This window comes from Mobilisporobacter senegalensis, assembly GCF_003752155.1.
In the GTDB taxonomy this organism is placed as follows: Bacteria; Bacillota; Clostridia; order Lachnospirales; family Lachnospiraceae; genus Mobilisporobacter; species Mobilisporobacter senegalensis.
The window spans coordinates 57,528-84,044 of sequence record NZ_RJVG01000010.1; the positions used below are offsets into that span (position 1 = coordinate 57,528).

The following is a 26,517-nucleotide window of genomic DNA, read 5'->3' on the forward strand; positions in this document are numbered from 1 at the left end:
ATTAGTATTGACTTATATAGAAAGAAAGACTAAAATAAAGATAGAAATAGGAATCATTACTGTTTCTATTGTAAAAGGAGGACATTATTATGAATAATCAACAAATTGATAATTTAGTTAATATGTTAGATGGATATGTAGAGCAAGGTGGTCATCACCTTAATGTTAATGTATTTACAAAAGAAACATTGCTGGATGCACAAAAACATCCGGAAAATTACCCTCAGTTAACTGTACGTGTATCCGGATATGCAGTAAACTTTATAAAACTTACAAAAGAACAACAAGATGATGTAATCGCCCGTACATTCCATACAAATATGTAATTTATTACAGTTCAGCCATACATGAATAGTACGGCTGAACTATAACATTTATTAATAGATAGAAAGGCAGGTCATAGATTATGAAAGGATATATTCACTCCACAGAATCTTTTGGTACAGTTGATGGTCCCGGAATTCGCTATGTCGTCTTTATGCAGGGTTGTCCAATGCGTTGTAAATACTGTCATAATCCAGATACCTGGGACCTTAAAACTGGGAAAGAGGTTGAAGTTGATGATATTCTTAAAGAATATGAGAGCTATCGAAACTTCTTAAAAGATGGAGGTATCACTGCAACGGGGGGCGAACCTATGATGCAGATGGATTTTTTAATTGAATTGTTTGAAAAGGCAAAAGAGAAAGAAATTCATACCTGCCTTGATACCTCCGGAATAGTTTTTAATGAAAACAATCCCAGAATAATAGAAAAAATTGATCGATTATTAAGTGTAACAGATCTTATCATGTTAGACATAAAACATATAGACCCTGTATTACATGAGGATCTGACAGGTCAGACCAACGATCAAATACTGGCTTTTTCCAGGTATTTGGATAAAAAAAAGGTTCCCGTATGGATTCGCCATGTTGTTGTCCCAACAATCACTGACGACGAAGAATATCTTGATAAATTAGGATATTTCATCGGTGATTTAACAAATGTCAAAGCTTTAGATGTACTTCCTTATCATGATATGGGAAAAGCAAAATATCAAGAGCTTGGCATTGATTATCCTCTGGCAGACTTAAAATCCATAGGCAAATCGGAAGCCATAAAAGCCCGTAATACCATTCTTAAAGGTATGAAAAGGCGGCTCCTTGAAAAGAAATCCCAACAAAATGGTTAAAATTAGCTTGTAAAAACCATATATTTATATTAAAATAATACAAACAAGGTAATAGAATTATACAGAATTTTATTACTATATAAAAAGGAGGATAAAGTACAATGGCTTATAAAATTACTGACGAATGCATTAGCTGTGGAGCATGTTCTGCAGAATGTCCAGTTGAAGCTATCTCAGAAGGTGCTTCTCAATATGAAATTGATGCAGACGCTTGTATAGATTGTGGCTCATGCGCTGCTACTTGCCCAACAGGCGCAATCATAGCTTAATAAAAAGAAAAGCTCGCTTTGGACGAGCTTTTCTTTTTACCCCTATAATATAACACTATTTCTTTACTATCTATATTTTAACTCTTCGACTTTTATCTTGAATTATATTATACTATAAATGAATTAAATTTCATTTATATACTTTATCTATTCTTACGGAATAATATCCCTTTTTTTCTGTTTTTATTCTCTTTTCCTGCAGCAATTTCTAATCTACTCTTTTGATATCCACGTATTGTTTCATCAAACTTTTTGTATCTTTCTTCTTCTCTTTCTTCTTTCAGTCTTAAAAGATAATCCATTTCTTTAATAACACCTTCTGTAATATCTGTACTTAGACTTTCCGTTAGTGTTGAATTGTTCTCCTGTAGGGCGTTCACTATCAAATTATGCATGATAACTTTAAACTGCCCCATTTTATCTTCCATGGTATTGCATTCACTGACACTTGTCCCATTTGTAGTCTCAATGATTTCTTTTGATTCTAATTCCATTGCTTTTTCATTCAGTTCTTCTCTTAACCTTAAGATAGTTTGGGTATCTAATCCTTCAATATTATGTAAATCAGATATTAACATTTTAATGGCTTTTAATTGAAACCCTTGATCCTTTAGAGCTTTTACCGTTTTAAAAGTGTCTATATGTTCCTGTTTATAGTATCTATGACCCATCTCGTTTCTTGGTATCTCTATCTCTAATTCTTCCTCCCAATACCTTAGAACATGTGGTTCTACGTCAACTTTTTTTGAAGCATCCGATATGATATATCTTGTCGTGCTCATTATAGCCCTCCTCCAAAGTTATAAACAATAAAGATCAATGATGACTGTTTGTCCCAAATATCTAAATTGTCTTAATTATTACAAATATTTACATTAATAATATTATACCACAGCAATATTCAATTGCAACAAAATTTCCTAGTTTTTACAATTTAAATTATCGACAGCATTTTCTATCATCTTTTATCTGTCAACCCATCTTGACAGCATCCATTTGTTTTTCTGTATTTTCTTGCATGTAAAGAGTTCGGACAGATACTTTTATTTTTTATTTCAGCTCATTTTAGATCAGGATACAATGATACTATTATCAAAAAAAGGAATGTCCTACGACATTCCCTAATGTATTATGATATCTCTTATTGTCTTTCCAGGTTTGCAAATTTTGTATACTGTGATTGCCATGCCAGCTTCACAGTGCCTGTAGGACCATTTCTCTGCTTCCCAATAATAATTTCTGAGATACCGGCTTCCTCAGAATCATGATTATAGTAATCATCACGATAGATGAACATGACCACATCGGCATCCTGCTCTATCGCTCCTGATTCTCTAAGATCTGACAACATAGGTCTTTTATCTGGTCTTTGTTCCACTGCACGGCTAAGCTGAGATAAGGCTACCACCGGAGCACTTATCTCCCTTGCTAATGCCTTCAGGGAACGGGAGATTTCAGAAATTTCCTGTTGTCTGGATTCAGATTTTTTACCGCCAGACATAAGCTGAAGGTAATCGATAATCACTAATCCAAGATTATGTTCTAATTTATATTTTCTGCATTTTGATCGTAATTCAGAAATAGAGATACCAGGGGTATCATCAATGATAAGATTGGAATTACCAATAAGTCTGGCACTTTCTGCAATCTTAATCCAATCTTCATCCTTTAGTTCACCACTGCGGATTGCTTGGGAATCTACCTTCGAGTTCATCGATATAATACGTTTTACTAACTGATCTTTAGACATTTCCAAGCTAAAGATAGCCGTAGTAGTCTTAGATTTTACTGCTACATATTCCGCTATATTTAATACAAATGCAGTTTTACCCATAGAAGGTCTTGCTGCAACAAGTATAAGATCGGAGGGTTGGAACCCTGCTGTTTTATAATCTAAATCATAAAATCCAGTGGCAATCCCTGTTACACTGCCTTTATTCTTAGCAGCAGATTCGATACTTTCCAGAGATTTAATTACAATATCCTTGATGCTTACAAAATCACCGGAAGATCTGTTTTGAATGATATCAAATACTTGTTTTTCAGTGTCCTGTAATATATTCTCCAATTTTTCTTTATTCAAATAGCACTGATTTGTAATACCCTCTGTTACTTTAATGAGTCTTCGAAGTACTGCCTTTTCTTTTACGATATTAGCATAATATCTAACATTAGCAGACGTTGGAACTGCAGTGATCAGTTCTCTTATAAACTCCAGGCTGCTTAATTCCGGCGGCAATTCTTTCTCTCTTAATCTATTTTGTAAAGTAATTAAATCAACCGGTTTTCCTTCATTAAACAGCTCAATCATTGCCGTAAAGAGTACTTCATACTGATGTTGGTAGAAATCCTCACTTGTTACAATTTCAGAGGCAGTAGTGATTGCATCTTTATCAAGCAGCATGGACCCAATAACAGATCTTTCTGCTTCAACACTATGGGGTGGAACCTTTTTTATAAGTGCCTCATCCATGACTTTTTCTCCTAAGCTTCTATTACTTTAACGGTTAGTTCTCCTGTTACTTTAGGATGTATCTTAACTGGGATCGTAAAGGTTCCCAAATTCTTTAGTGGATCTGATAATTGTAATTTCTTCTTATCAATATCAAGTCCATGTTGTTCTTTTGCTGCTACTGATATTTCCTTACTGGAAACAGATCCGAATGTCCTTCCACCTTCACCGCTTTTTATCTTAACAAGAACAGGTTTTTTACTGATTAGTTCTGCAAATGCTTTTGCTTCTTCTAATATTTCCTGCTGCCTTCTTTCTTCATTTGCTTTTTGTAACTTTAATTCATTTAAGTTCTTTGGTGTAGCTTCTACTCCTAATTTCTTCGGCAGTATATAATTTCTGGCGTAGCCATCATTTACATTAACTTTATCGCCTTTTTTCCCTAATGTCTTAACATCTTGTAATAATATAACTTCCATCTATATATCTCCTTCCTCTTTCATCTCAGATAGTATGGATTTAAGTATTTCAATACCTTCTTCTACAGTACAGTCTTTCATCTGGGCACCAGCAACATTAATATGTCCACCACCACCGAATTTCTCCATGATGACCTGTACATTCATCTCATCAATGGCTCTGGCGCTGATATATACTTTTTCATGAAGAGCAGTAAATACGAAACTGGCTTTTACATCTGTGATATTTAAAAGTTCATTGGCAACTTGAGCGCCAACTACTGTCGGACTATCCACTTGATCATTTGGGCATTCTGTTATTGCATAATGGTCCAGAAACAATTCAGCCTGACTAATAGCAAATGCTCTTGTTCTAAACTCATCCATATTAGAGCGAAAACTCTTGCGGATTCTTGTAACATCTGCACCATTTCTGCGAAGATATGCTGCTGCTTCAAAGGTTCTGACGCCCGTCATAGTTAAAAAGTTATTGGTATCAAGCATGATACCGGAATACATGGCATCTGCTTCTGCCTGTCTTAGTTTTACATCACCAATATATTGTAATACCTCTGCGACCATCTCACAGGTGGAAGAAGCATATGGCTCAATATAGGATAAAACTGCATTCTCTATATTATCTCCTGACTGTCTGTGATGATCCAATATAACGATAGTTTTTGTAAAATTTAAAAGCTCAGCACATTCAGTATAATTGGGCTTATTTACATCTACAACTACAAGTAATGTATTGTTATCTACTACATTCATTGCCTGTACATTTCTTAAGAACATATCTTCTTCATATTCAGGATTGTTTAAAAACCGGTTCATTAAAGGTCTAACTGATGTTGTCACTTCATTAAAGACGATATGAGCCTTTTTATTTAGTGTCTTGGCAATTCGATATACACCAATTGCTGCGCCTAAAGAATCTACATCTCCAATGGAATGGCCCATGATAACGACCTTATCTTTTGCTTCCACTAATTCACGTAATGCATGAGCTTTCACCCTTGCCTTAACTCTTGTATTCTTTTCAATCTGGATGTTCTTTCCACCATAATAAGAAAGTTTTTCTCCTTCTTTGATCACAGCCTGATCACCACCACGGCCAAGAGCCAGATCAATGGCTGCTCTTGCATATTCATAGCCCTTATTATAGGAATCTTCACTAATTCCAAGACCAATACTGATCGTAACCGCAATATCATTTCCAATATTTACAGAGCGCACTTCATCAAGAATATTGAACTTATTGCTTTGCAATTGTGGTAAGTATTTTTGCTTAAAAAGAATAATATATTTATCCTTCTCTAACTTTTTCACAATAGCATCAATACTTTGCATAAATTTATTAACTTTACGATCTACAAGTGCCACTAAAAGAGACCGTCTTACTTCATCTATGGTCTCTAATGCCTCTTCATAATTATCAATATATAGCAATCCAACAATAAGACGCTGCTCTTTGTTCTCCCTGATATAAGTCGTTATCTCTGTCTCATCATATAGATAAATTGCGATCAAAGAGTTAGGATCACTGTATTTATTCGATTCTTCTGCATCCTCGATACTATAATCCTCATAAAAGCTATCTGCAACTATTCTTCTCATAACAACTTTATAATTCATGTCTTCATATGTGATATGAATTTCCGAGTCATGATCTGCCTGTGGCAGTGTATCCTTTGTTATCTCAGGAAATATATTATGAATCCCTCTTCTGGACATTTTTTCATCTAATATAATATCCAGGAACTCATTATTCCCCCATAGCAGATGACCTTGCAGATCCAGTAATGCATATGGTAAGGTTAGTTCTTTTAGCAGTTGTTTCTGGACTTGTCCATAATCAGCAGCAAAACGAATTAGCTCGCCTTGAATGGTTGAAACTTTATAATAATATAAAATCATTGAAATAACTACGTAAATTGCTAAATATATGGACATAATTATTCCGGCATCTTTATCAACTGCATAAATACTAATATTCATACAGATCAGTAATGCACTCAAGAGCAAAGGCCATCTAAGATATGCTTTTAAATTACCTTTGAGTTTCACTTTATTCTTCATACTTCTGCTCCTTACTATAGGAAAGGCATATTTATTCGTTCACATTCCATTATAACATCTAAAGCAGTTGAAGGAAAGTGTTTTTAAAAATCCATTAAATTCAAAGGTGTTTTGTAAAATCCTGCTCTCCCTTCACGTACGGGCAAAAGACATATGATTGATTTTGTATGGCAGAGACGGACAAAAGCGTACGTCTCTGCCATACAAAATCAACAATATGTCTTTCAATCCATGCTGATATCTATTCATATAAATCTACCGCTTTACTAATACCATTGAAGAAATAGGATTCAATTCTACCATATTATTAGTAATAGTATCCAAGATCTCTAAACCTGCCTGCTTCTCATTTACATAAACGTCCCATGTTCCAACGGGAATTGTAACTATAGTTCTTTCGTTCCTTCCATTATGAATAACACAGATCTCCTTATCTTTTTCCACTGCCCGAATATGAAAGGCTACTACATTATTTTCTAAATCTTCTAAGAATTTAATATGTTCCTGGATCTCTGTCTGTGTTCTCATTCTAAGTGATGGATGTGCTTTTCGAAATGCAATAAGACCTTTATAAAATTTAAATACATTATAATTCTTTGTCTTATCATCCCATTTTATACTATTTACTTCATCTGAAGATTTAAAACTATTACTATCAAATAATTCATTCACTCCATTTCCTGGCTTTGTTCTAAGCAGCTCTTCTCCTGCTTGGAAAAAAGGAATTCCCTGACTGGTAAATATTATGGCTGCTGCCATTTTATTCATCCCCACCCTTTCTTCATAAGAAGTATCAGGGGCAGATAATGTTAATTTATCCCATAGAGTCAGGTCGTCATGAGAAGATACGTAGTTAATGGATTGTTCTGGGGACACTGCCCATGGTTTCTTTTCCCTAACCTGCTCATGGGCTACTGCTCCAACGATTCCAAATTTCATTGCATCTTCAATTCCACTTTTACCACTAACAAATCCTGGTTCCTTAAAATCGAATACACTTCCCTTTACAGAATCACGGATATCATCACTAAATACAGCAATTCTATTAAGCTGTCTGGTATTTTCTTTATGGGCACGCATTTCATTTGGTAATATGGAGACTCCTCCTGCCCAGCCTTCTCCATAAATGAGGATAGATTCATCTATCTTATCCAGCTCTTTCCTTATTTCATTCATTGTTTCAATATCATGAAGTCCCATAAGATCAAACCTGAAACCATCCAGATGATATTCCTTTGCCCAAAATACCACAGAATCTATAATATATTTCCGTACCATTGATCTTTCAGAAGCGATTTCATTCCCGCAGCCAGATCCATTTGTAAACATTCCATCTTTCATCCGGTAATAATAATTTGGTACGATTTTATTAAAATTAGAATCCTCCGTTAATTCCGTATGATTATAAACTACATCAAGAATCACCCGAATCCCTTGTTCATGTAAGGTTTTCACCATCTCTTTAAACTCTTTGATTCTGATTTCACCATGATATGGGTCTGTAGAATAAGAACCTTCTATGACATTGTAATTTTTAGGATCATATCCCCAGTTAAATTGTTTCTCATCTAAACGTGTTTCGTCAACTGAGCCATAATCAAAAGAAGGCATAAGATGCAGATGGGTAATCCCTAATTCTTTCATATGATCTAGTCCAGTGGATAAACCTTCTCTGTTTTTAGTGTTCCTTTCCGTTAATCCAAGAAATTTTCCAATATTTTTAATATTTCCACTTGGACTTGCAGACAAGTCTCTAATATGCATTTCATAGATAACTGCATCTGTAGGACTTATTAACACGGGCTTCTTTTCCATTGTCCATCCTTTGGGATTCGTATCTTCAAAGTCAATGACCATGCCCCTCTCACCATTGGCTCCTGCTGCCTTGGCATATGGATCCATTACTTCATAAGAAGAATCTTTCAATTCAATACAGTATGTATAATAGATTCCGTTTAAATCTCCTGGAATACGGATAAAATACGTCCCCTTTACATCCGGCATCATTGAATGCCGGCTAATTAAATTATCTCCCAATCCTTCCTGATACAAGTTAAGTGAAACTGCTTTGGCAGTGGGAGCCCATATGCGAAAACCAGAAGCTTCCTTGCTATAAGTAACACCTAAATCATCTCCACTATAATAGAAATTTTTATCTATATCATACATATCTTTATAAAACTTTTTATTCCAATCTTCATTTTCTGCCATAATCATCTTGTCCATATAATCTTATTTTCCTCCACATCAACAATATCTAATCGAATTATAACATAGGGGAATACTAATTGAAATAATAATTTTCGTATTTTTTCGTAACAAGAAATATTTTATCACTACCTTACATGATTAAGAACTTCCCCTTAAATTAACAAAGGAGGCAGCAAGATATCATCCTGCCACCCCTTTGAAATGCTGCTGCTCTATTTTACTGTGATTTTTGTTTGATATAGATATGTTTTCCCTGCCTGCACAACTTTAATCTTAATTATTGCCGTTCCCTTCTTTTTAGTCTTTACATATCCTTTTTTACTGACTGCAGCAACTGACGGATTACCTGAACTATAAGTTATACCAGCTTTATTTAAGGCATTATTAACTTTTAATGTGTAATTCTTTCCAGCCTTCAAGGTCTTAGTTTTGATTACTGATGGAAGAATAGGATTCTCAGAAGTTAATACATATGCAGATGAATGTTCCAAAGATAATGTAACATAACCATATTTATCTGCTTTCCCATAACCATAAAGCTCTATCTTTTTTGTTTTCTCATTATAATAGTTCAAATAAACATAACGATTGTTGTATTTATTTTCTAATTTCAATGTTAAATCCGCACTAAAAGGGAATTCTCTGTAATTTTCAATTGCAAATTGTTGTATTTGAATTTTTTTATTTGCCACTTTATTATTTCTTTTGGCGTCATTGATTGCTTTCGTAATCTGGGATTTCTCTTTGATATTAGTTATACTTGATACTTTTAAGTTATAATTCTCTTCAAAGGCTATATTATCTTTAATATTTTTTCCTGATATTGTCCACACATAGTCACCCATATTAAGAGAGATTTCCACATCTTTACCTTTTATTGTTTCTAATATCTCTTTTGGGAGAAGCGTAGTAGAATTCATATCTATCGTAAATTTTAATCCCTCTGATTTTTCACCTTTATCTACTATGATATTCTTTAGTTTACTTACAATTCCATTCCAGCCTGTTACCCCATTCTCTCCTGCAAACTGAGGCTCCTTCACTTTAGGGTCAGATATCCCATTATTATCTGATGGACTGACTGGCGTTGTTGGAGGAATCGGATTACTTGGTGTATCTGTGGTTTTGGTAATACGAATCATTGTTGTGGCACTCATTTGAGATGTAATTCTGCCTGTATCTGTTAGCCATGGCAGGGCTTTCGTCTCATCGGTCGGTTCAATATGAATTTCAAATTCATTGATACCTTTTACTAATGGGATATTATTCAGCCTGACATTACCATACGAGTCTAATGCTCCGGGACTGATTAAATTTATATTCTTACCATTGATGGTAAAAATCCCCCCAAATGGAACACTCGCCTGCAAATGAAAACTATCTTCTGTCGTTGAATATTCAATTGTTTCTCCTTTATATGAAATTCTTGGAACTGTTATCATAATTGGCATATCAACCCAACGAAGAACATAATCATTAATCAACATTTTGTTTCCGCCCTGATTAGTTATTGTCGCATGAATATTGGTATCCGTTGAACTATAGCCATAGTTGCCAGGAGATGTGGTGTCATTAGGAATATTACTTGTTAAAGCCTCTGTAGCCCATGTACCTCTCGTATATTTATACTGGATCTTCTTACCAGCCATCATCTTAAATGAATATTCCACAATATTACTATCTGTGGCTCCGCTTGGTTTCTTAAGCAGCCAGCCGGATGCATTCCATCCATTTACATCGCCGGCAAGATAAATATTATCTGTGGCCGAAGTAAATACTTTATCCGGAATTGTCAGCCTGATTGTAACATCAATCATTGTTAGTTTCGGAGTGATCCTAATTATTTCAGAAGATTTTCTATTATATTCTTTATTAAATGCTTCAATACGATAAGTATAGGTCACATCATTATTTACCATAAAATCAGTATAGCTTTCTATATCCTTATCCACAGTCCCAATTTTTTCTTCTGATCCGGTAAGATTTTCTATGGCCCGATAAATATCAAATCCGGCAATATTTTCATTGCTTTCCACTACCCAGTTTAGAGTGACCCGGCTTGATTCCTGAATTGGCTGCTTTAAATCAGGTGTTTCAGGAACAGGTAACGAATAGTCAGCCGTTGCATTCATACTTGCTTCTTGGGACAGTATAAATGTATAGCCATTATTCACTGTTGCCTTACCAAAGTATCTATATACTCCTTCCTTTGTTGGCTCAAAGGCTGCAGTATAAACTTTACCTCCATCCGAATCTTCTTTGTATCTTAATTTTGTTTCTAAAGCTCTGTCCTTTGAGGTTCCTTCTAAATAATAAGCCAGATGAAATATTAAGCCGGGAACTTCTTTTCCTGTATATTCTTCCCTGTCTGTCAATCCGGGTATGATGATGGTTACATCTGTGTTTGTGGTTTTCTTACCTACTCCAATTGTGTCAATCGTTACTCCGGTAGGCATTCCGATTTCAGTAATCTTAAAACATGGCAAAGCAGTTGCAGTATTACTATACATACTAAGTGCATTTTCTTTCACTGTTTTTACATAGTAATAATATCTTGTACCATGAACAACATTATCATCGGTGAATGTTGTATCTGTAACTGGAGCTGAATTTAGCTGAACGGTCTCCATTCCTTCTAAAAGTGTCCGGTAAATATAATATCCCCCTGCCCCTTCCACAGGATCCCAGGTTAATATTACTTTTGCTTCTTTCCCTTCTGTTCCGGTGGCAGTCAGATTTTTTGGAGCCGGTGGTAACGTGGTCAGCTTGGTAGTTGATACCATCATCATTCCGGTATATCCAGGTACCTGAATTCTTAAAGTTCCATTGGTAACTGTTGCCCTGATTCCAGTGCCCAATTGGTCCTCCAGAATAAGTCCATCCGGTAAGAAATCCTTTACATCGGCTACAATATCAACAGACTTATCCAATTTATTTATAATGGATAGACCACCTTCCGTGTCACTTTTTCTGGCATAAGCTATTACATCCCCATCTGCGTATGCCGTCTTTATATCACCTGTGGCAAATAACTCTAAATGTTGATTTCTAACCTTTGCTGCATTGATATATGTATCCAGTAGATCTCCATACTTTTCTTCATAAGCATCCGAAATATTATAATTTCCATCTGACTTTTCTTCTACCCGCTCCCAGGGAAATGTTCTTCTGGAATCAGGATCTTTCGTTCCCGCCACTCCAACTTCATCTCCATAATAAATAGTTGGAGCCCCTGGGTAGCTCATCTGGAATATTGCAGTCAATGCCTGCAATTTAATCGCTTTCTCCGATGGTTCCGGTGCAATTTTAATATTCTCTTCTTCCCAGGTGGGATTATCTATTTTCGTAATATTCCTTACCGTATCATGGGAATCCACAAGATTTAACATAGCCTGCCAGGCTTCTTTCGGATAATTCTCTCTAATGATCTCAAGGGCATTATTTAAATCCGATCCATTGCCATTATTCACAATAAAATTCTGTATTGCACTTCTGAACTGATAGTTCATGACAGAATCAAACATATCTCCTAAAAGATACTGAGTTGCTACATTCCATTCCTCTCCAAGAATAATTGGGTCTTCAATCCTATCACCATTAATATCTGCCTTTCCAGTTGCTGATTTTACGGATTTTCTAAATTCTTTCCAGGTCTCATTAGATACATCTGGTGCAACATCCAGTCTCCAGCCATCTGCTCCCATCCATAACCATCTCTGTGAATTGGCCTTTTTCATTGCGCCTGTTATATCTGTAATATTACTTTGGTTCAAGTCATATCCTATTACATTTTCACGGTAATCAATATTGTTATATTCATGTTCCCCTGCAATTGTTGCCTTAGAATCGTTCGTAAGTTTTGTCTCCTCAGCCAAAACAGTAGATACCACTGGCAGCGAATCGTATCCCCACCATCCTTCATAATTATATCTGGTAACACCGGTTTCATCTGTTACCTTATCCGGTCCAACTTGAAACCAATCAATATAAGCGAAGTCAGAATCTGTATAGTTTTTGCCAGTTCCAGGGTTAATAAGTGATTTGTAATAATCTTTTACTATTTTTTCAGCCTCTGTCTGAGATACCTTACTTGTTGCTGCTTCATCCCATACTCTGCTCCAATATTCATATGCACCTATTTCAGGATATTTTTCATAACGGTCAAAATAGATGGAATCATCTCCAACGTGATTAAATACTCCATCTGAAATCAAATAAATCCCCTGGTTTTTACAAGCCTTGGCAAAATCACTATATATTTTATCCGAAGCTTCTTTTGTTGCTTCATAATTAAGTCCAGAGCCAGGATCACCTGATATATTATAAACAGGCTTACCAAACATAGGATCTAAATGTTTATAATCCGTAGCATCATATTTATGGTTGGATGCAGCCCAGGATACAGGGTTTAAATATATGGCTGATATCCCTAAGGTTTTTAAATATGAAAGTTTTTGTTCAATCCCTGCAATATCTCCACCATAAAATTCATTGGACCATACTCCATCTGTTGTGGCATCCGGATAATATGGTTTATTGGCCTCTTCCGACTGTCTTGGATTCTCCGGTATTGTGCTCCATTTATCCCCATCAAAAAGCTGGATACCATCACCTCTGGATCCATCCACATCTTTTGCATGATTATTTGAGGCATCTCCGTCAAAAAAGCGATCCGGAAATATTTGATATACAATTCCATTCTTCATCCAATCGGGTGTCTTATAATCTTTTGCATATACAGTCAGATTATATGGAGTTTGCCCATCTTCCGAAGCACCACCGATTCCACCACTGCTGCCGTCATCACCATATTCTAATTTAGCAGCACCATCAATGATAATAAATTTATAGCTCCAGATACCAATCTCTTTAAATACTTCTTTCGGCACCATTACTTCCCAATAATCTTTATCATCAAGAACTGTAGTGACTGCCATATCATAAGACCTAGATATCCCATCATTATTAATTAATTCTAATTTGACCAGTTGTGCATCTGATGTCTTTGCAGCAAAACGAAATGTGACATCTTCACTTTCCTGCTTAATTGCCCCAAAAGGCTTCTTATATGTTATGGAACGGCTATCATAGTAAAGTGAAGTTTTATCAATGGTTCCATCATAGTTGGAATCCACAGGTTTATAATTATGAGTCAAAACTTTTCTTTCTGCAGAATTATCAATGGTAAACGTTACGTTTCCCGAAGCATCTAAGATCTTTAATTCAAGATTTCCATCGGGACCAGCCGGATCTCCTATCTCAGAACCATTCCAGCTGTCTCCAAATACGACTTTACATTGATAGTTTCCTAAAGGAAGGGTCCGCTGCAATTTATAAACTGTATTATTAAAGTAATAGTCAATAAACATCAGCTTAGAAGTACCAGGACTCCAATCATTTGATTCGCCAAGAACCGTCTGTAAATTACCAACTAATCTTGGATGTTCTTCAATATTAAGAGCAGGTACATATTGTTTAATACCTTGGACTTCTAATCCTCCAATACTGACCCTTACTTTATCCTGACCTTCTAACTCATCATTTAGATAAAAATTTACCGTTGTTCTTTCTTCTAATTCTAATTTAATATTAGCTGCATTATTACTAATCCCATCAGAACCAATGGCATTATCCCAGGAACCATTCTTAGTAAATTTAAATTCATAGGTACCTCCATCTAATACCATGGACTTTGCATAAAATTCCCCAACCAGGTGTGCCATAACTGTTTTTGAATTGTTAATATCCCAGTTATCATAACTGCCCAGTCCACCTGTTACTCTCCATATACTATTTCCACCAGGCTGGCTTATAAAGGAATCTGTCTGTTCTTCTTCCCCGGATTGGGAAAATCCAAAAACAGATGCCACTGTATTATAATCATTCACCGAATCATAAATACAATCTTTTTCAATATTATATAAGAATATTACATTGGTATTGGCATTCTCTATATCTAGAACTTTATTATTCCAGGAAGGCCATTCATTCTGATGGTTAAAAGAACATTTATATTCATAGGACCCTGGAATCTGAAATACTTTGCTATATGTATAATAGTCCTTGCTTATCCGTCTCATTTCATAACCGGAAAGAGTGGGATCCCAGTTAATATCCTCTGATTCTCTTATGGTTCCTATCACGGAAACTATTTTATTTATATCCGGATCCATAAATGAATCGGTAATATCACCTTTTATCGAATCTGCAAAGATAGTAATATGATCACTGCCGGATGGTATCGTTAATGAAATATTATCGCTTACCTCACCATTTCCCCAATTATGATTATAGGCAACCTTATATCCCCCATCTGCCAAAGTAATAGCGGAAGTGGTCTGGGTGAAATAAAATGTCTTGGAAAAAATCCCACCACCCATATAGTCTAAATCTCCGCTCATATCAGCTGGCGCCCAATTACTAATACCTACATCAAGTCCGGTAAAATTACCGACCCAGGTTGCTGATTGCTTATATAATTCTGGATCACTGACAGAGTTTGATATTTCTCCTGTATCTGAATCATATCGTATATATAGCTCTGTATCCCCATTAAAAATCCAGGATGTTGTCCCCTCTTTTATTCCATTTACATACACTTCAATGGCAGAACCTGTGGCGACATTAATTTTAGTCTCATAGATTCCATTGGAATAAAGATTAAGTGGAACTTTATCTTCCCCAATATAAGCTTCCACAATATCTGTGATTTTACGAAATGCAGCCCCACCTGCATTCACATCTTCTGCTCTTGCTACCAGATTACCCGGTAACAATGTAACCAGAATGGCAATAAACAATAGCCAGCTGATCACTTTCTTTTGTCTTAATAGTTTTTGCATATTACTTCTCCTTTCTATATTGCTCTTTCGGATATTTGAAAAGCCCTTTCATTTCTTAGGATGTACTATATTCCTAATTTTAAAGAGCTTATCCATAATCAATATATCATAGAATTTTCAAATTAAGAAGAAATAATTTCGCAAATTTTCGTAAAGTTTTCGACTATTTTTGTCTTTTTTATTTATATAAAGTAATAGATTGTCATTATTTGATGTAAAAAAGAAATTTTAGAGATATAAATTCCTGAAATTTCTTTTCCGGCATTCCGTAACTTCTAAAAGACTTTTCATTAATAGTCTTGTCGAACCATTCATTTTTCATATCATATAATAATTATAAATAGATTCTATGAGGATAAAAATGATTATACATGTGATACAAGCTGGGGACACAATTTATTCCATAGGGAATCAATATCATATATCACCGGAAAGATTAATATTAGATAATGGTATCACTGATCCCAATACTCTGGTAGTTGGGCAGGCTATAGTAATTGTTTATCCTACTGAAACTTATACCGTAAGAGCAGGTGATACATTAATAGGAATTGCCAATTCCCATGAGATTACATTAAATCAGTTGTTAAGAAATAATCCTTTTCTTTCAGATAGAGATTATATTTATACCAATGAAATTTTAGTTCTTAGATATGGCAATGAGAATAAACCTCAAATATCCACGAATGGATATGCTTATCCTTTTATCGATAAAAACATCCTTCGAAAAACACTTCCTTTTTTAACCTACCTTACTATATTTAGTTATACTGCCCTGGCCGATGGAAGTCTGATCGATATTGATGATGAAGAACTCATTAAATTGGCAAAAGATTATGGAACTGCACCTATTATGTCAATCTCCACATTATCTCCAAAAGGACTCGGTAATCGGGAAGTAGCCTATAGTATTTTATATAATGAAGAAATTCAAGATCGACAGATAGAAAATATTCTTACACTGTTAAGAACAAAAGGCTATTACGGTTTGAATATATCCATCCACTATATGAATTTAGAAAATCGCAATTACTATGAATATTACCTGGCCAAATTGACAAGGCGTTTAAATGCAGAAGGATATTCGGTCACACTGACTCTTATCGCCAAAACATATATAGGTATTAATGAGGTAACCTATGAAGAGTTCGATTATACAGGAGTCAGCCAGGTCGTAAATAATATGCTGATTTTAGGTTATGATTGGGGTTATTCTTATGGACCACCCACAGCAGTTCCTTCTGTTCATATGTCTAAAATATTTTTTGATAAGCTTATCACTCAGGTACCACCGAATATGATAAATGTAGGTATATCTGTAATGGGGTATAATTGGAGCCTGCCATATGTTTTAGGTATATCAAAAGCAGAATCTTTAAGTACAGAGGCGGCTATAGATTTAGCATCTCAAGTGGGTGCCACTATTTATTATGAACCCAATTCCGCATCTCCTTATTTTCAATATACAGAATTTATTTCCGGTTTGCTGGTACACCATATTGTATGGTTCAAAGATGCACGAAGCGCACAGGCTCTTGTGGATATCGTTCCTGAATATAGTTTCAGAGGAGTTGGTATTTGGAATATTATGAATTATTTTTCACAATTGTGGCTGGTCATTAATACCCAATATGAAATAGAAAAGTTGTTACCGTAAGATTGTTGTAAGGTTTATATTTATAAAAAGAAAATGTACCTCAAAAGATAGAGACTCAATAAAAGTCTTTTATCTTTTGAGGTACATTTTTCTGATTTTACCATTAGAGTTTTCATTATGAAACCCCTGGGAAGCTCAGATAATTTTTTTTGCAAGGAGCATGCGTATTCCATATAAATTTTTAAAAGCAGCAGTATGAGAGCATAATGAACCAATATACATAAACACAAACCCGAGTGCTATGCCCTTCGGCTCCACCCCTTGCTGCTTTGACGTACAGTAACAAAATCCTTATAAATTCCGTCTTTTTCCATTAGCTCATCATGAGTTCCTTGCTGAGCAATTTTGCCTTCTGCAATGACAAGAATTTTATCGGCATTTCGAATGGTGCCTAGCCGGTGAGCAATCACAAGCAATGTTTTACCTTTGCAGAGCTCACTAATAGCCTGCTGTATATAGCTTTCGTTGTCAGCATCCACGCTGGCGGTTGCTTCATCAAGGATTACTATGGGTGCATCTTTTAGAATACAACGAGCAATTGAAATGCGCTGTTTTTCCCCGCCTGACAGTGTTTCTCCCCCTTCACCAACAACTGTGTTAAATCCCTCGGGCAGTGCCATTATAAAATCGTAACAACGGGCTTTTTTAGCCGCTTCTATGACCTCTTGTTCGGTTGCATTCGGACGTCCCATACTGATATTATTATAAATAGTATCCTGAAAAAGATAGACTCGCTGGAATACCATGCTGATATGATCCATCAAATCAGCAAGTTTTACTTTTTTGATATCCTTTCCCCGAATCATAATCTGGCCGGATTCTACATCCCAAAATCGGGGTAAAAGACTTGCAATAGTTGATTTTCCGCCACCTGAAGGGCCAACCAGCGCCACCATGCCGTTGCGCTTCAAATCAAAGGAAATATTATGCAAAACTTCCTTTTCGTCATAGGCAAAGCTGACATTTTTAAATTCAACTTCAGCAGATCGGGAGGCGTCCGGAATTATATCTGTGCCGTTGTCAGCAAGCATAGCCTCAGAGAACACTTCCTCAATACGGTTAAGGCAACTGTCCATAATGGTAAGACGTGCGCTTTGAGCGTACAGAGTTTTAATTGGTGCAAAAAGGTCGAAAACAAACAACATCATGCCGACAGCAGCCGTTGCGGTAATTACTGAATTGAAATTCAAAAACATGGCAAGACCCACAACAGCACCGGTTCCAAGACCAAACAAGATTCCGATAAGACGCTGGTATACAACATAGTTATCTTCAAATTCTAAAGCAGTTTTACAGGTTTTAATAAAATCATCTGACAGCTCTTTTGATTTTTCGCCAAGGAGATTATATGTTTTAATAATTCCGATTCCTTCAGTAAAATCAAGCACCGATTCGGTTAGATTTTCGCTTTGCTCCTGGCGATTATGAGAATCCTTTAACGCTGCTTTTTCAAGCTTTTTCCATATAAAAAAGGATATAACTACAAAGCAGATAGCAAGGAGGCCAAGCCAGATATTAAACATCAGCATAAAAATCAAGAGAATGGCTTCTGCAAAAATATAGCCCACCAAATCGGCAATGACCATCATACAGTTTTCTTCTACAAACGCCATATCAGTGGATAAAACAGAGCTGATTTTGCCGATATTGCCTTTGGTGAAATATCCCATCGGCAATTTTCTTAAAAATGCACCAAGCTCCATACGTTTTTCAGCCATAAACATAAATCCGGCTGAAGCCTGTAATTTATTATCAAAATGCTGAAAGATTACTTGTAAAATAAGACTAACTATAATTGCAATACCAATGTAAAGGCACATTTCATCGGTTGCTGTTTTGTTATAAAAAGCACTTAGTGCAAAAAAAGCCAAACCGATCGGAGACTTCATAAGGATTGATTTTAAAAACGAAAAAGCCAATGCACCTATTATCCTGGTTTTATACTTACCGGAAAAATTAAGAATTCTGCTTATTAAACGTATCATGCCTGTTCACCTCCTATAGCTGTGCCGACTTTCCAGCTGGCACTGTCCTCGGCTGCACTCCATAGTTTTTGATATGCCGGGCAGCCTTCTAATAATTCTTTATGTGTGCCGGCAGCCACAAGATTACCCCTTTCAAGAACACAGATAATATCAGCGCCTACAATGGAATATAATCTGTGAGCAATAACAATAACCGTTTTATCGTGTATCAGTTCGGCAATGGCTTCATTCATCTTTTCTTCGTTTTCGGGATCCATAAATGCCGTTGCCTCATCAAGCACAATGATAGGGGCATTTTTAAGTATAGCTCTGGCAAGAGAAATTCGCTGACGTTCTCCACCGGATAATTGTTTTCCGCCATCACCGGCCATTGTGTGGATACCATCTTGCAGCCGTGCCAAAAACTCGCCACATTGTGCTTTTTGGGCGGCAGCCATAACTTCATCGTCAGTAGCATCCAGTTTTCCTAAACGAATGTTTTCGAGAAGACTGATGTTAAATAAAAACTGTTCCTGTGCCACATAGGATATTTCATTATTTAAAGCCTCAACACTCATATCACGAATATCCTGACCGCCGATTTTCACGCAGCCGCCGGTAACATCATAAAAATGCACCAACAGTTTTGCAAGGGTGGATTTGCCGCTCCCCGATTCGCCAACCAACGCCACCAGATCACCCTCTTTTACTTTCAGGGAAATGCCATGGAGAACCTCTTCCTCTTTATAGGCAAAGCTAACATTTTCAAATTCAACCCCGTGATCATTTCCGGTAAAGGGTTTATCACTTTGTTGCAGTGGGGGTGAATTGAAAGTATCTTCAAGTGATTTGATTTTAAAGTTTATTTGGGGCAAAGTGGACATAAATCCTAATGCTTTTAAAAACAGCGGTCCAACGGAAAAGGACATGCATAAAACAAGAACAAAATCCGGCAGGGTTGAATGATTATTTAATACAAGATAAGCGCCAATCGGCAGAGTGAACATGGCTATGCATGGTAAAATACTGCTGTATAAAGCCATGAACGGCCAGCATGCTTTATACCACTTCAGCGTGAAATCACGATAGCTTTTCACGTCACCTTCAAAGCGATGGTATGATTCGCCGTCACGGTTAAATACTTTGACGACTTCCATACCATTTATGTATTCCACAATCGTATTGTTCATTTTTTTACCGGCAGCATAATAGCTGCCCATATCTCTCATACCAATTTTGAACATCATACCCATGCACAATACACCAAGGGGTAATGCACACAGTGACAACAAACCAAGTTTCCAATCGGCAATAAACATACCAATAAAAACAATAACAGGGACAGCAAGATTTGCAAGACCCTCCGGCAATGTGTGGGCAAGCAGCAGCTCAATGGTTTCAATGTCATCAACAAACATTTTCTTAATAGCTCCTGTGCCTTTATCCTGAATGGCACCTAGCGGCTGTTTTTCCAGCTTGCCTTGAAGTGATATACGCAAATTCTTTAAGGTATGAAACGCCGAAATGTGAGACAATTCCAGTCCTTTAATATAGAATACGGTATGTAAAACACCGCAAACAGCGATAGCTGCTACTAAAGCCGACACAGTTAAAATATCAATCGATTGTTTTAACAGCAATGGTCTTATGATTTGATAGGCAAGGAAAAACGGGGAGACACTAAAAATAAGGCCTATTAACATCAAAACTACTGCTTTATATGTAGTTCTCCGGTATTCTCCTGCATACTCAAGTACTTTTTTGAACAAAATCAATCCCTCCTTTAAATTATACTTTTTCTACTTCTTTTAAGATACGGTTTGCAGTCACTTCCCCATTTTTCATGTGCAGCACATAATGGCAGCAAGCTTTAATAAATTCTTTGTCATGGGTCGTGACAAGAACAGTTTTGCCGCTTTGGGCCAGCCTCTCAATCACTTTAGACACCGCTTCCATGTGCCGCAGATCCAATCCACTGGTAGGTTCATCAAATAATATGACCTGCCGCTCGCTTGCAACGGCACAGGCAATCGCAACACGTTGTTTTTGTCCACCTGACAGACTTAACGGATGGTCGCTTGCAAACTTTTCTAAATCAAGGGCTTTTAAAAGTGCAAGGGCTTTTTCTTTATCAGCATTTGGCATACTAATCATAACTTCATCAAGCACACTTTCACAGAAAAGCTGATGACCTACATCCTGCATCACGAGAAAACAGTTTTTCAGCCTCTTTTTACGTTTGTGAACTTCATCTTCAAGCCAAAGCTCACCCTCGGCAGTCTTTTCAAGTCCGCACAAGCATCTAAGCAGAGTGGTTTTACCAGCACCGTTATGTCCGGTAATTGCTGTGATTGCGCCTTTGTAAATACACACTTTCTTTACTGAGATACCGATTTCACTATGCTTATACTTGAATTTAAAATTGGATAACACGGCTGAATGACTTTCATTTGCTGATTCACTGAATGAAAGTGTGGGAGGCGTCAGCGTTCTGAGTCCAAATGAAATGCGCTGAGAGTCTTTCATCTCAAAAAAAGATTTGGCATCAAACTCTTTTGTGATCTGTCCGTTTTCCATAAAAAGTACACGGTTTACAAGGCCTTTTAGATAATAAAGTCTATGTTCGGCAATAATAATAGTTATTCCGGCAGATTTGCATTTCTCAAGTACCGCCCGCAAATCCTCAATTGCTTTTTCATCTAAATTGGCAGACGGCTCATCTAGTACAAGCACTTTTGGCGATGCAGCCCAGACACTTGCGCATGCCAGCTTTTGTTTTTCCCCGCCCGATAAATCAAAAATACTTCTTCCCATCAAGTGTTCAATTTCCATAAAATAAATGGTTTCATCCACACGTTTTTTGATTTCATCCACCGGTAATCCTTGGTTTTCACAACCGAATGCAAGTTCGCTGTATGTATCGACGGTATAAAACTGACTGCGTGGATTTTGAAAAACCGAACCCACGATACGAGATAATTCATACAGTGTACTTTTTTGAACGTTTTTACCATGGGTAAAGACAGTCCCGTCAATATCTCCATCATAATAGTGAGGAACGAGGCCGTTAATCAGACGGGTCAACGTGGTCTTGCCGCAGCCCGATTCGCCGCAAAGCAAAACGACTTCGCCCATATTTATTTTAAGGTTAATATTATTAACTCCCGCATCACTGCGTCCTCTTTTATAATAAAAGCTTAAATTTTCAATACGAATCATATTAATCCCACCTTCGCCAATATAGACGTAAACGCACCGCCAAAGGATATGAGCAGAATAATAATATCCTGTACCCCAAATCCGATTTCGCACACATTACTGCGTTTGACATCTCCCCCAAATCCTCTTGTTAATGCTGCCGCACTCAGCTCATCACCGATTTTGGCAACTGCTGCAATCAAAGGAACAATGCGGTATTCAAGCATAGACACAGGATTTGAAGCTGTAATATTTCTCATTCTCATGGCATCGTTGATACAACGGTGTTCCCTTACTATTGTCGGAAAAAAACGAAACATAACAGATAAAGGAATCACAATTTTTTGTGTCACATTCATCCTTTCCATACCTGCTATAAATTCACTGACGGTAGTCGTTGCCATCATATAATAAGCAGCGACAACACAGGGCATATATCTGGTAATGATCGCACAAACAGGAAGAAGGATTAAATTCCAAAATCCTGTTGTGGACTGAAAAACAGTAATTTCTGCCGTAAAGCACAATATTTCAAGGATACCGTATACGATCCCCACTCTTAGGCGTGGTGTAAATAGCAACAGTATAGCTGGAACAAAGGCAAGAGCAGGTCGTACCACTGCCATTACCCCAATAAGGCTCATACCCCAAACCAGAGTAAAACTTGTGCATAAAATAAGCGCAAATTTAGTTCGCGGGTCGAGGCGTAAATGACGTTTTCCTGCGGTTGTATGTAAAAAAGTATTCATTATGCAATACCGGCACGCTCAAAGTGTTTTTTGAGCACAGCTCTTCCTATAAAAGCACCAATTAATCCGCCGATAAATCCGCTTACCAAAATAATTGGAAATACCCAGTTTGACGTGAGTTTAAGGACTGCTTCGGCATATTCTTTTCCGTAGCCCTGCCCCATAGCCTGGAAATAGCTGTCACGCATAATAAAAAGCGGCAGCATTTTACCAAAGGTCCAAATACTGAAAACTGCATAGCCGAGAACTGCCAGGCTGCCGGAGCGATATTTGCCGGAAAGGCAGATGAGATCAGCCAAAAGTCCACAAATCACCGCAAAAGCTAAAGTAATCCACTGGTCTCCTATCAGCATATTCGCGAGCCCCATGACAACGCCAAAAATTGTAAGCTGTCCAAAGGTATGAACTTTTGTCATATAAAGCATAAACGGAATACCTGTTGCAATTGGACAAATAAAGCAAAGTGCCACCATAAAAGGCGGGAAAAATCCGATCATCGCTACTACAAACAATACCACAAAATATATTGCTGCAAATATTCCGATGTTAATCAGGTCTTTCGCTGTAATTTTCTTGTTTTCCATAAAAGCCTCCTTTATGTATATTTGAATGAGTTAGCAAAGGCTAACTGTTGAACAAAAAAGATGGTTAGCGATAACTAACTCGATTATTTTACCATAATTTGGTCTTAAAATCAACTCCTTCAATGGTATAACTTTATCAGTTACGATACATTTCCATATTGTCTTCGATCTGTATATAAAATAATTGTGTACCATATTAAAGAAAAACTTATATTACAGGAACTAAAAACACGTTCTGATAATCACATACACGGCATAAAAGCCGTTACACAACCTAAGTTATGTAACGGCTTTTTTCATTTTCCTATTCAAACTGTGTACAAGTCGTGTACTCACGACCCTCCACAACCCTTGAAAAACCAAGGATTAATCTAAAGTATAAGGCATTAAAGCGATATGTCTTGCTCTCTTAATTGCAACTGTAAGAGCTCTTTGGTGTTTCGCACAGTTACCTGTGATTCTTCTAGGAAGAATTTTACCTCTTTCAGATACATATCTTTTTAATTTATTAATGTCTTTATAATCAATACCTGTATGATTTTTATCTGCACAGAATACGCAAACTTTTTTTCTTCTGCGTCCGCCTCTTCTCTTAAATGAAGAATCGCCTCTATCGCCTCTATCATTTCTATCATTTTTATTAAATGGCATAACATGACCTCCTTATCTGTAAACTGATTAAATTTCAACCAGCTTGTCATTATTATTCACAATAGAATGATCTATTGTTTGATGAATTGCTTCATCAGGATTTTTCAAATATATTTTAAATTCATATTAGTTAAATGGTAATTCTTCATCAATACCATCCGGTATATTCATGAAGCCATCTCCGACTGCCTCACTAGGAGTCGGTCTTGAAGTCTGCCCGAAGTTTCCGGATTCGCCGCTAGCATTTTTGCTTTCTGCAAATTCTTGTTCTTCCACAATAACTTCTGTCGTATAAACCTTTTGACCTTCCTTGTTGGTATAACTACCAGTCTGGATACGTCCTGATACTAGAATTTTAGTACCTTGTTTAAAATATCTTTCTGCAAATTCACCAGATTTACCAAAGACTACACAGTTGATAAAATCTGCTTCTTGTGCATCATTGTTACGCTTAAATGTACGGTTTACAGCTAGTGTATACCTTGCAATTGCAAGTGAATTCTCTCCTTGAGAGTATCTCACTTCAGGATCTCTTGTTAGACGACCCATTAAAACGACTTTATTCATAAAGGAAACCTCCTTCTTCTTAAGCGTCTTGTCTTATGCATAAATATCTGATTACTGGCTCCATGATACGAATTCTTTGTTCGATTTCGCCTGGAGTAGTAGAATCTGATTCGAATTTAATGAAGTAATAGAAGCCTTCTTTCATCTTTTGGATTTCATAAGCTAATCTTTTCTTACCCCAATCATCAACATTTGTAACTGTACCACCAAATCTAGCAATTAATTCTTTTACTGATTCAACAGTTGCTACTTTTGCTTCATCTTCGATTTTTGCATTTACAACTAAGGCTAATTCATATTGATTCATAGTTGCGTGCACCTCCTTTTGGTCTCTGGCCCTTTCACTTTACTGTAAAGAGCAAGGAATAATTAATATAATATATCACAAATCAGTATTTTAACATAGCTTGCCATAAAATGCAAGCTTTTTCCCTGTTATTGATCATTTTTCTTACGAATTCCCCGAACATTCTTTTCCACCTGTTTTCTGGGAATCATAATTTGATGCCCACAACCCAGGCATTTTAATCTGAAATCCATACCGACTCTTAATATTTCCCATTCATTACTTCCGCATGGATGTTGTTTTTTTAATTTTACAATCTCCCCAACATTTAAATCCATATGATAACTCCTTTCCTGCTACAAAACTTCCTTTGTTAAGTTTACGATATTTTTTCACTGGATTCAAGTCGGTTTTCAAATTGTTACAGTTCAGCCTTAAGCTCAATTTCTTTTTTTCAGATTTTATGGACAGTCTATATGGCCCAATTGTAATAGAAAATTATAGAAATTTTCAAAAATAGGTTGCATTTTCATTTTATTTGATGTAATATCAATACAACAACACATAGTTTTCAATACTACATATAATAATATACATATATACATCCTATGTTTATATAGGATGTGACTTAAAGATACTAAGTAATTTAAAACACTGGTATCTAATCTTATACTATAAATAAAGGAGACTGATACAATGAAACATATTAAGAAGATTAAAGATCCAGGCAGCGCAATTACACATTTTATTGGAATGTTAATGGCTTTATTTGCGGCTTCCCCTTTACTAATCAAGGCAGGAAGAGAGCCAGATTCCATTCACCTTATTTCCTTAAGTATTTTCATACTTAGTATGATATTATTATACACTGCCAGTACTTTATATCATACCTTTAATCTATCCCAAAAAGTAAATCTGATTTTAAAGAAATTTGACCATATGATGATTTTTGTACTTATTGCAGGAACTTATACTCCAATCTGCCTTATTGTTTTATCCGGTAAAGTTGGTATCGCCCTTTTAATTATTATTTGGTCCATTGCTATTCTGGGCATTTGTTTGAAAGCATTCTGGGTTCATTGTCCAAAATGGGTTTCCTCTGTCATTTATATCGCAATGGGCTGGATGTGTGTCTTATCTTTTACCCAGATAACTAATTCTTTACCAAAGCCCGGATTTATCTGGCTTTTAGTGGGAGGAATCATTTATACCATAGGAGGAGTTATTTACGCGCTAAAACTTCCCATTTTTAATAATAAGCATAAATATTTTGGATCTCATGAAATCTTTCATCTATTCTGTCTAGGCGGAAGTTTTTGCCACTTTATGCTGATGTATCTTTTTGTAGCATCCATGCCATTAAATTAATGTATTTA

20 protein-coding genes are annotated in these 26,517 nt (G+C 36.3%); 5 read left to right on the plus strand and 15 right to left on the minus strand.

Features of this window, described 5'->3' with window-relative positions:
* The first annotated feature begins 89 nt into the window (after positions 1-89).
* The 3 genes from grcA3 (at position 90) to EDD66_RS14610 (ending at position 1,443) form a co-directional block, all read left to right on the plus strand.
* Positions 90-326: an autonomous glycyl radical cofactor GrcA3 gene (gene grcA3 / locus EDD66_RS14600; protein ID WP_330511293.1), complete on the plus strand. Its 237-nt coding sequence runs from the start codon at positions 90-92 to the stop codon at positions 324-326.
* 80 nt (positions 327-406) lie between these two features.
* Positions 407-1,174, plus strand: a complete 768-nt coding sequence (pflA, locus tag EDD66_RS14605) for a pyruvate formate-lyase-activating protein (RefSeq protein ID WP_123610321.1) — start codon at positions 407-409, stop codon at positions 1,172-1,174.
* A 101-nt stretch (positions 1,175-1,275) separates the two neighbouring features.
* The gene (locus EDD66_RS14610; RefSeq protein ID WP_123610322.1) at positions 1,276-1,443 is read left to right on the plus strand and encodes a DUF362 domain-containing protein; all 168 of its coding nucleotides are present in this window, start codon (positions 1,276-1,278) and stop codon (positions 1,441-1,443) included.
* A 143-nt stretch (positions 1,444-1,586) separates the two neighbouring features.
* Here the strand turns inward: EDD66_RS14610 and EDD66_RS14615 are convergent, their stop codons facing one another.
* The 6 genes from EDD66_RS14615 to EDD66_RS14640 all read right to left on the minus strand — a co-directional run bounded on the left by EDD66_RS14615 (position 1,587) and on the right by EDD66_RS14640 (position 15,485).
* On the minus strand, positions 1,587-2,225 hold the full coding sequence (locus EDD66_RS14615) for a helix-turn-helix domain-containing protein (RefSeq protein ID WP_123610323.1): 639 nt from the start codon (positions 2,223-2,225) through the stop codon (positions 1,587-1,589).
* A 359-nt stretch (positions 2,226-2,584) separates the two neighbouring features.
* A complete protein-coding gene (gene dnaB, locus EDD66_RS14620) occupies positions 2,585-3,916 on the minus strand; it encodes a replicative DNA helicase (RefSeq protein WP_123610324.1) in 1,332 nt (443 codons plus the stop codon).
* Positions 3,917-3,927: 11 nt separating this feature from the next.
* Entirely contained in the window at positions 3,928-4,374 is a 447-nt protein-coding gene (gene rplI / locus EDD66_RS14625; RefSeq protein ID WP_123610325.1) for a 50S ribosomal protein L9, read from the minus strand.
* Positions 4,375-6,432: a DHH family phosphoesterase gene (locus tag EDD66_RS14630; protein ID WP_123610326.1), complete on the minus strand. Its 2,058-nt coding sequence runs from the start codon at positions 6,430-6,432 to the stop codon at positions 4,375-4,377.
* A gap of 255 nt (positions 6,433-6,687) precedes the next feature.
* On the minus strand, positions 6,688-8,658 hold the full coding sequence (gene pulA / locus EDD66_RS14635; protein ID WP_243115382.1) for a type I pullulanase: 1,971 nt from the start codon (positions 8,656-8,658) through the stop codon (positions 6,688-6,690).
* A 197-nt stretch (positions 8,659-8,855) separates the two neighbouring features.
* On the minus strand, positions 8,856-15,485 hold the full coding sequence (locus EDD66_RS14640) for an alpha-amylase family glycosyl hydrolase (RefSeq protein WP_123610327.1): 6,630 nt from the start codon (positions 15,483-15,485) through the stop codon (positions 8,856-8,858).
* A gap of 361 nt (positions 15,486-15,846) precedes the next feature.
* On the opposite strand from EDD66_RS14640, the gene EDD66_RS14645 reads away from it, so the two are divergent.
* A complete protein-coding gene (locus EDD66_RS14645) occupies positions 15,847-17,142 on the plus strand; it encodes a LysM peptidoglycan-binding domain-containing protein (protein WP_170164376.1) in 1,296 nt (431 codons plus the stop codon).
* 239 nt (positions 17,143-17,381) lie between these two features.
* Here EDD66_RS14645 and EDD66_RS14650 read toward each other — a convergent pair whose 3' ends face one another.
* From EDD66_RS14650 to EDD66_RS14690, 9 genes are all read right to left on the minus strand, one after another.
* The gene (locus EDD66_RS14650; protein ID WP_123610329.1) at positions 17,382-19,127 is read right to left on the minus strand and encodes an ABC transporter ATP-binding protein; all 1,746 of its coding nucleotides are present in this window, start codon (positions 19,125-19,127) and stop codon (positions 17,382-17,384) included.
* A complete protein-coding gene (locus EDD66_RS14655; RefSeq protein WP_123610330.1) occupies positions 19,124-20,875 on the minus strand; it encodes an ABC transporter ATP-binding protein in 1,752 nt (583 codons plus the stop codon). The genes EDD66_RS14650 and EDD66_RS14655 overlap by 4 nt, the downstream gene beginning before the upstream one ends.
* A gap of 19 nt (positions 20,876-20,894) precedes the next feature.
* Complete coding sequence (locus EDD66_RS14660; RefSeq protein WP_123610331.1) at positions 20,895-22,325, minus strand: ABC transporter ATP-binding protein; 1,431 nt, start codon at positions 22,323-22,325, stop codon at positions 20,895-20,897.
* Positions 22,322-23,053, minus strand: a complete 732-nt coding sequence (locus EDD66_RS14665) for an energy-coupling factor transporter transmembrane component T (protein ID WP_123610332.1) — start codon at positions 23,051-23,053, stop codon at positions 22,322-22,324. Before EDD66_RS14665 ends, EDD66_RS14660 begins: the two co-directional genes overlap by 4 nt.
* Positions 23,053-23,637, minus strand: coding sequence for an MptD family putative ECF transporter S component (locus tag EDD66_RS14670; protein ID WP_123610333.1), 585 nt, complete (start codon positions 23,635-23,637; stop codon positions 23,053-23,055). The genes EDD66_RS14665 and EDD66_RS14670 overlap by 1 nt, the downstream gene beginning before the upstream one ends.
* Before the next feature lie 366 nt (positions 23,638-24,003).
* Positions 24,004-24,288 (minus strand): 30S ribosomal protein S18, encoded by a 285-nt coding sequence (gene rpsR / locus EDD66_RS14675; protein WP_123610334.1) that lies wholly within the window; start codon positions 24,286-24,288, stop codon positions 24,004-24,006.
* Positions 24,289-24,414: 126 nt separating this feature from the next.
* On the minus strand, positions 24,415-24,855 hold the full coding sequence (locus EDD66_RS14680) for a single-stranded DNA-binding protein (RefSeq protein WP_123610335.1): 441 nt from the start codon (positions 24,853-24,855) through the stop codon (positions 24,415-24,417).
* A gap of 19 nt (positions 24,856-24,874) precedes the next feature.
* Entirely contained in the window at positions 24,875-25,162 is a 288-nt protein-coding gene (rpsF, locus tag EDD66_RS14685; protein WP_123610336.1) for a 30S ribosomal protein S6, read from the minus strand.
* A 128-nt stretch (positions 25,163-25,290) separates the two neighbouring features.
* A complete protein-coding gene (locus EDD66_RS14690; protein WP_123610337.1) occupies positions 25,291-25,479 on the minus strand; it encodes a DUF951 domain-containing protein in 189 nt (62 codons plus the stop codon).
* Between the two features lie 358 nt (positions 25,480-25,837).
* Between EDD66_RS14690 and trhA the strand changes: the two genes are divergently transcribed.
* Entirely contained in the window at positions 25,838-26,509 is a 672-nt protein-coding gene (trhA, locus tag EDD66_RS14695; RefSeq protein WP_123610338.1) for a PAQR family membrane homeostasis protein TrhA, read from the plus strand.
* The last annotated feature ends 8 nt before the right edge of the window (positions 26,510-26,517 follow it).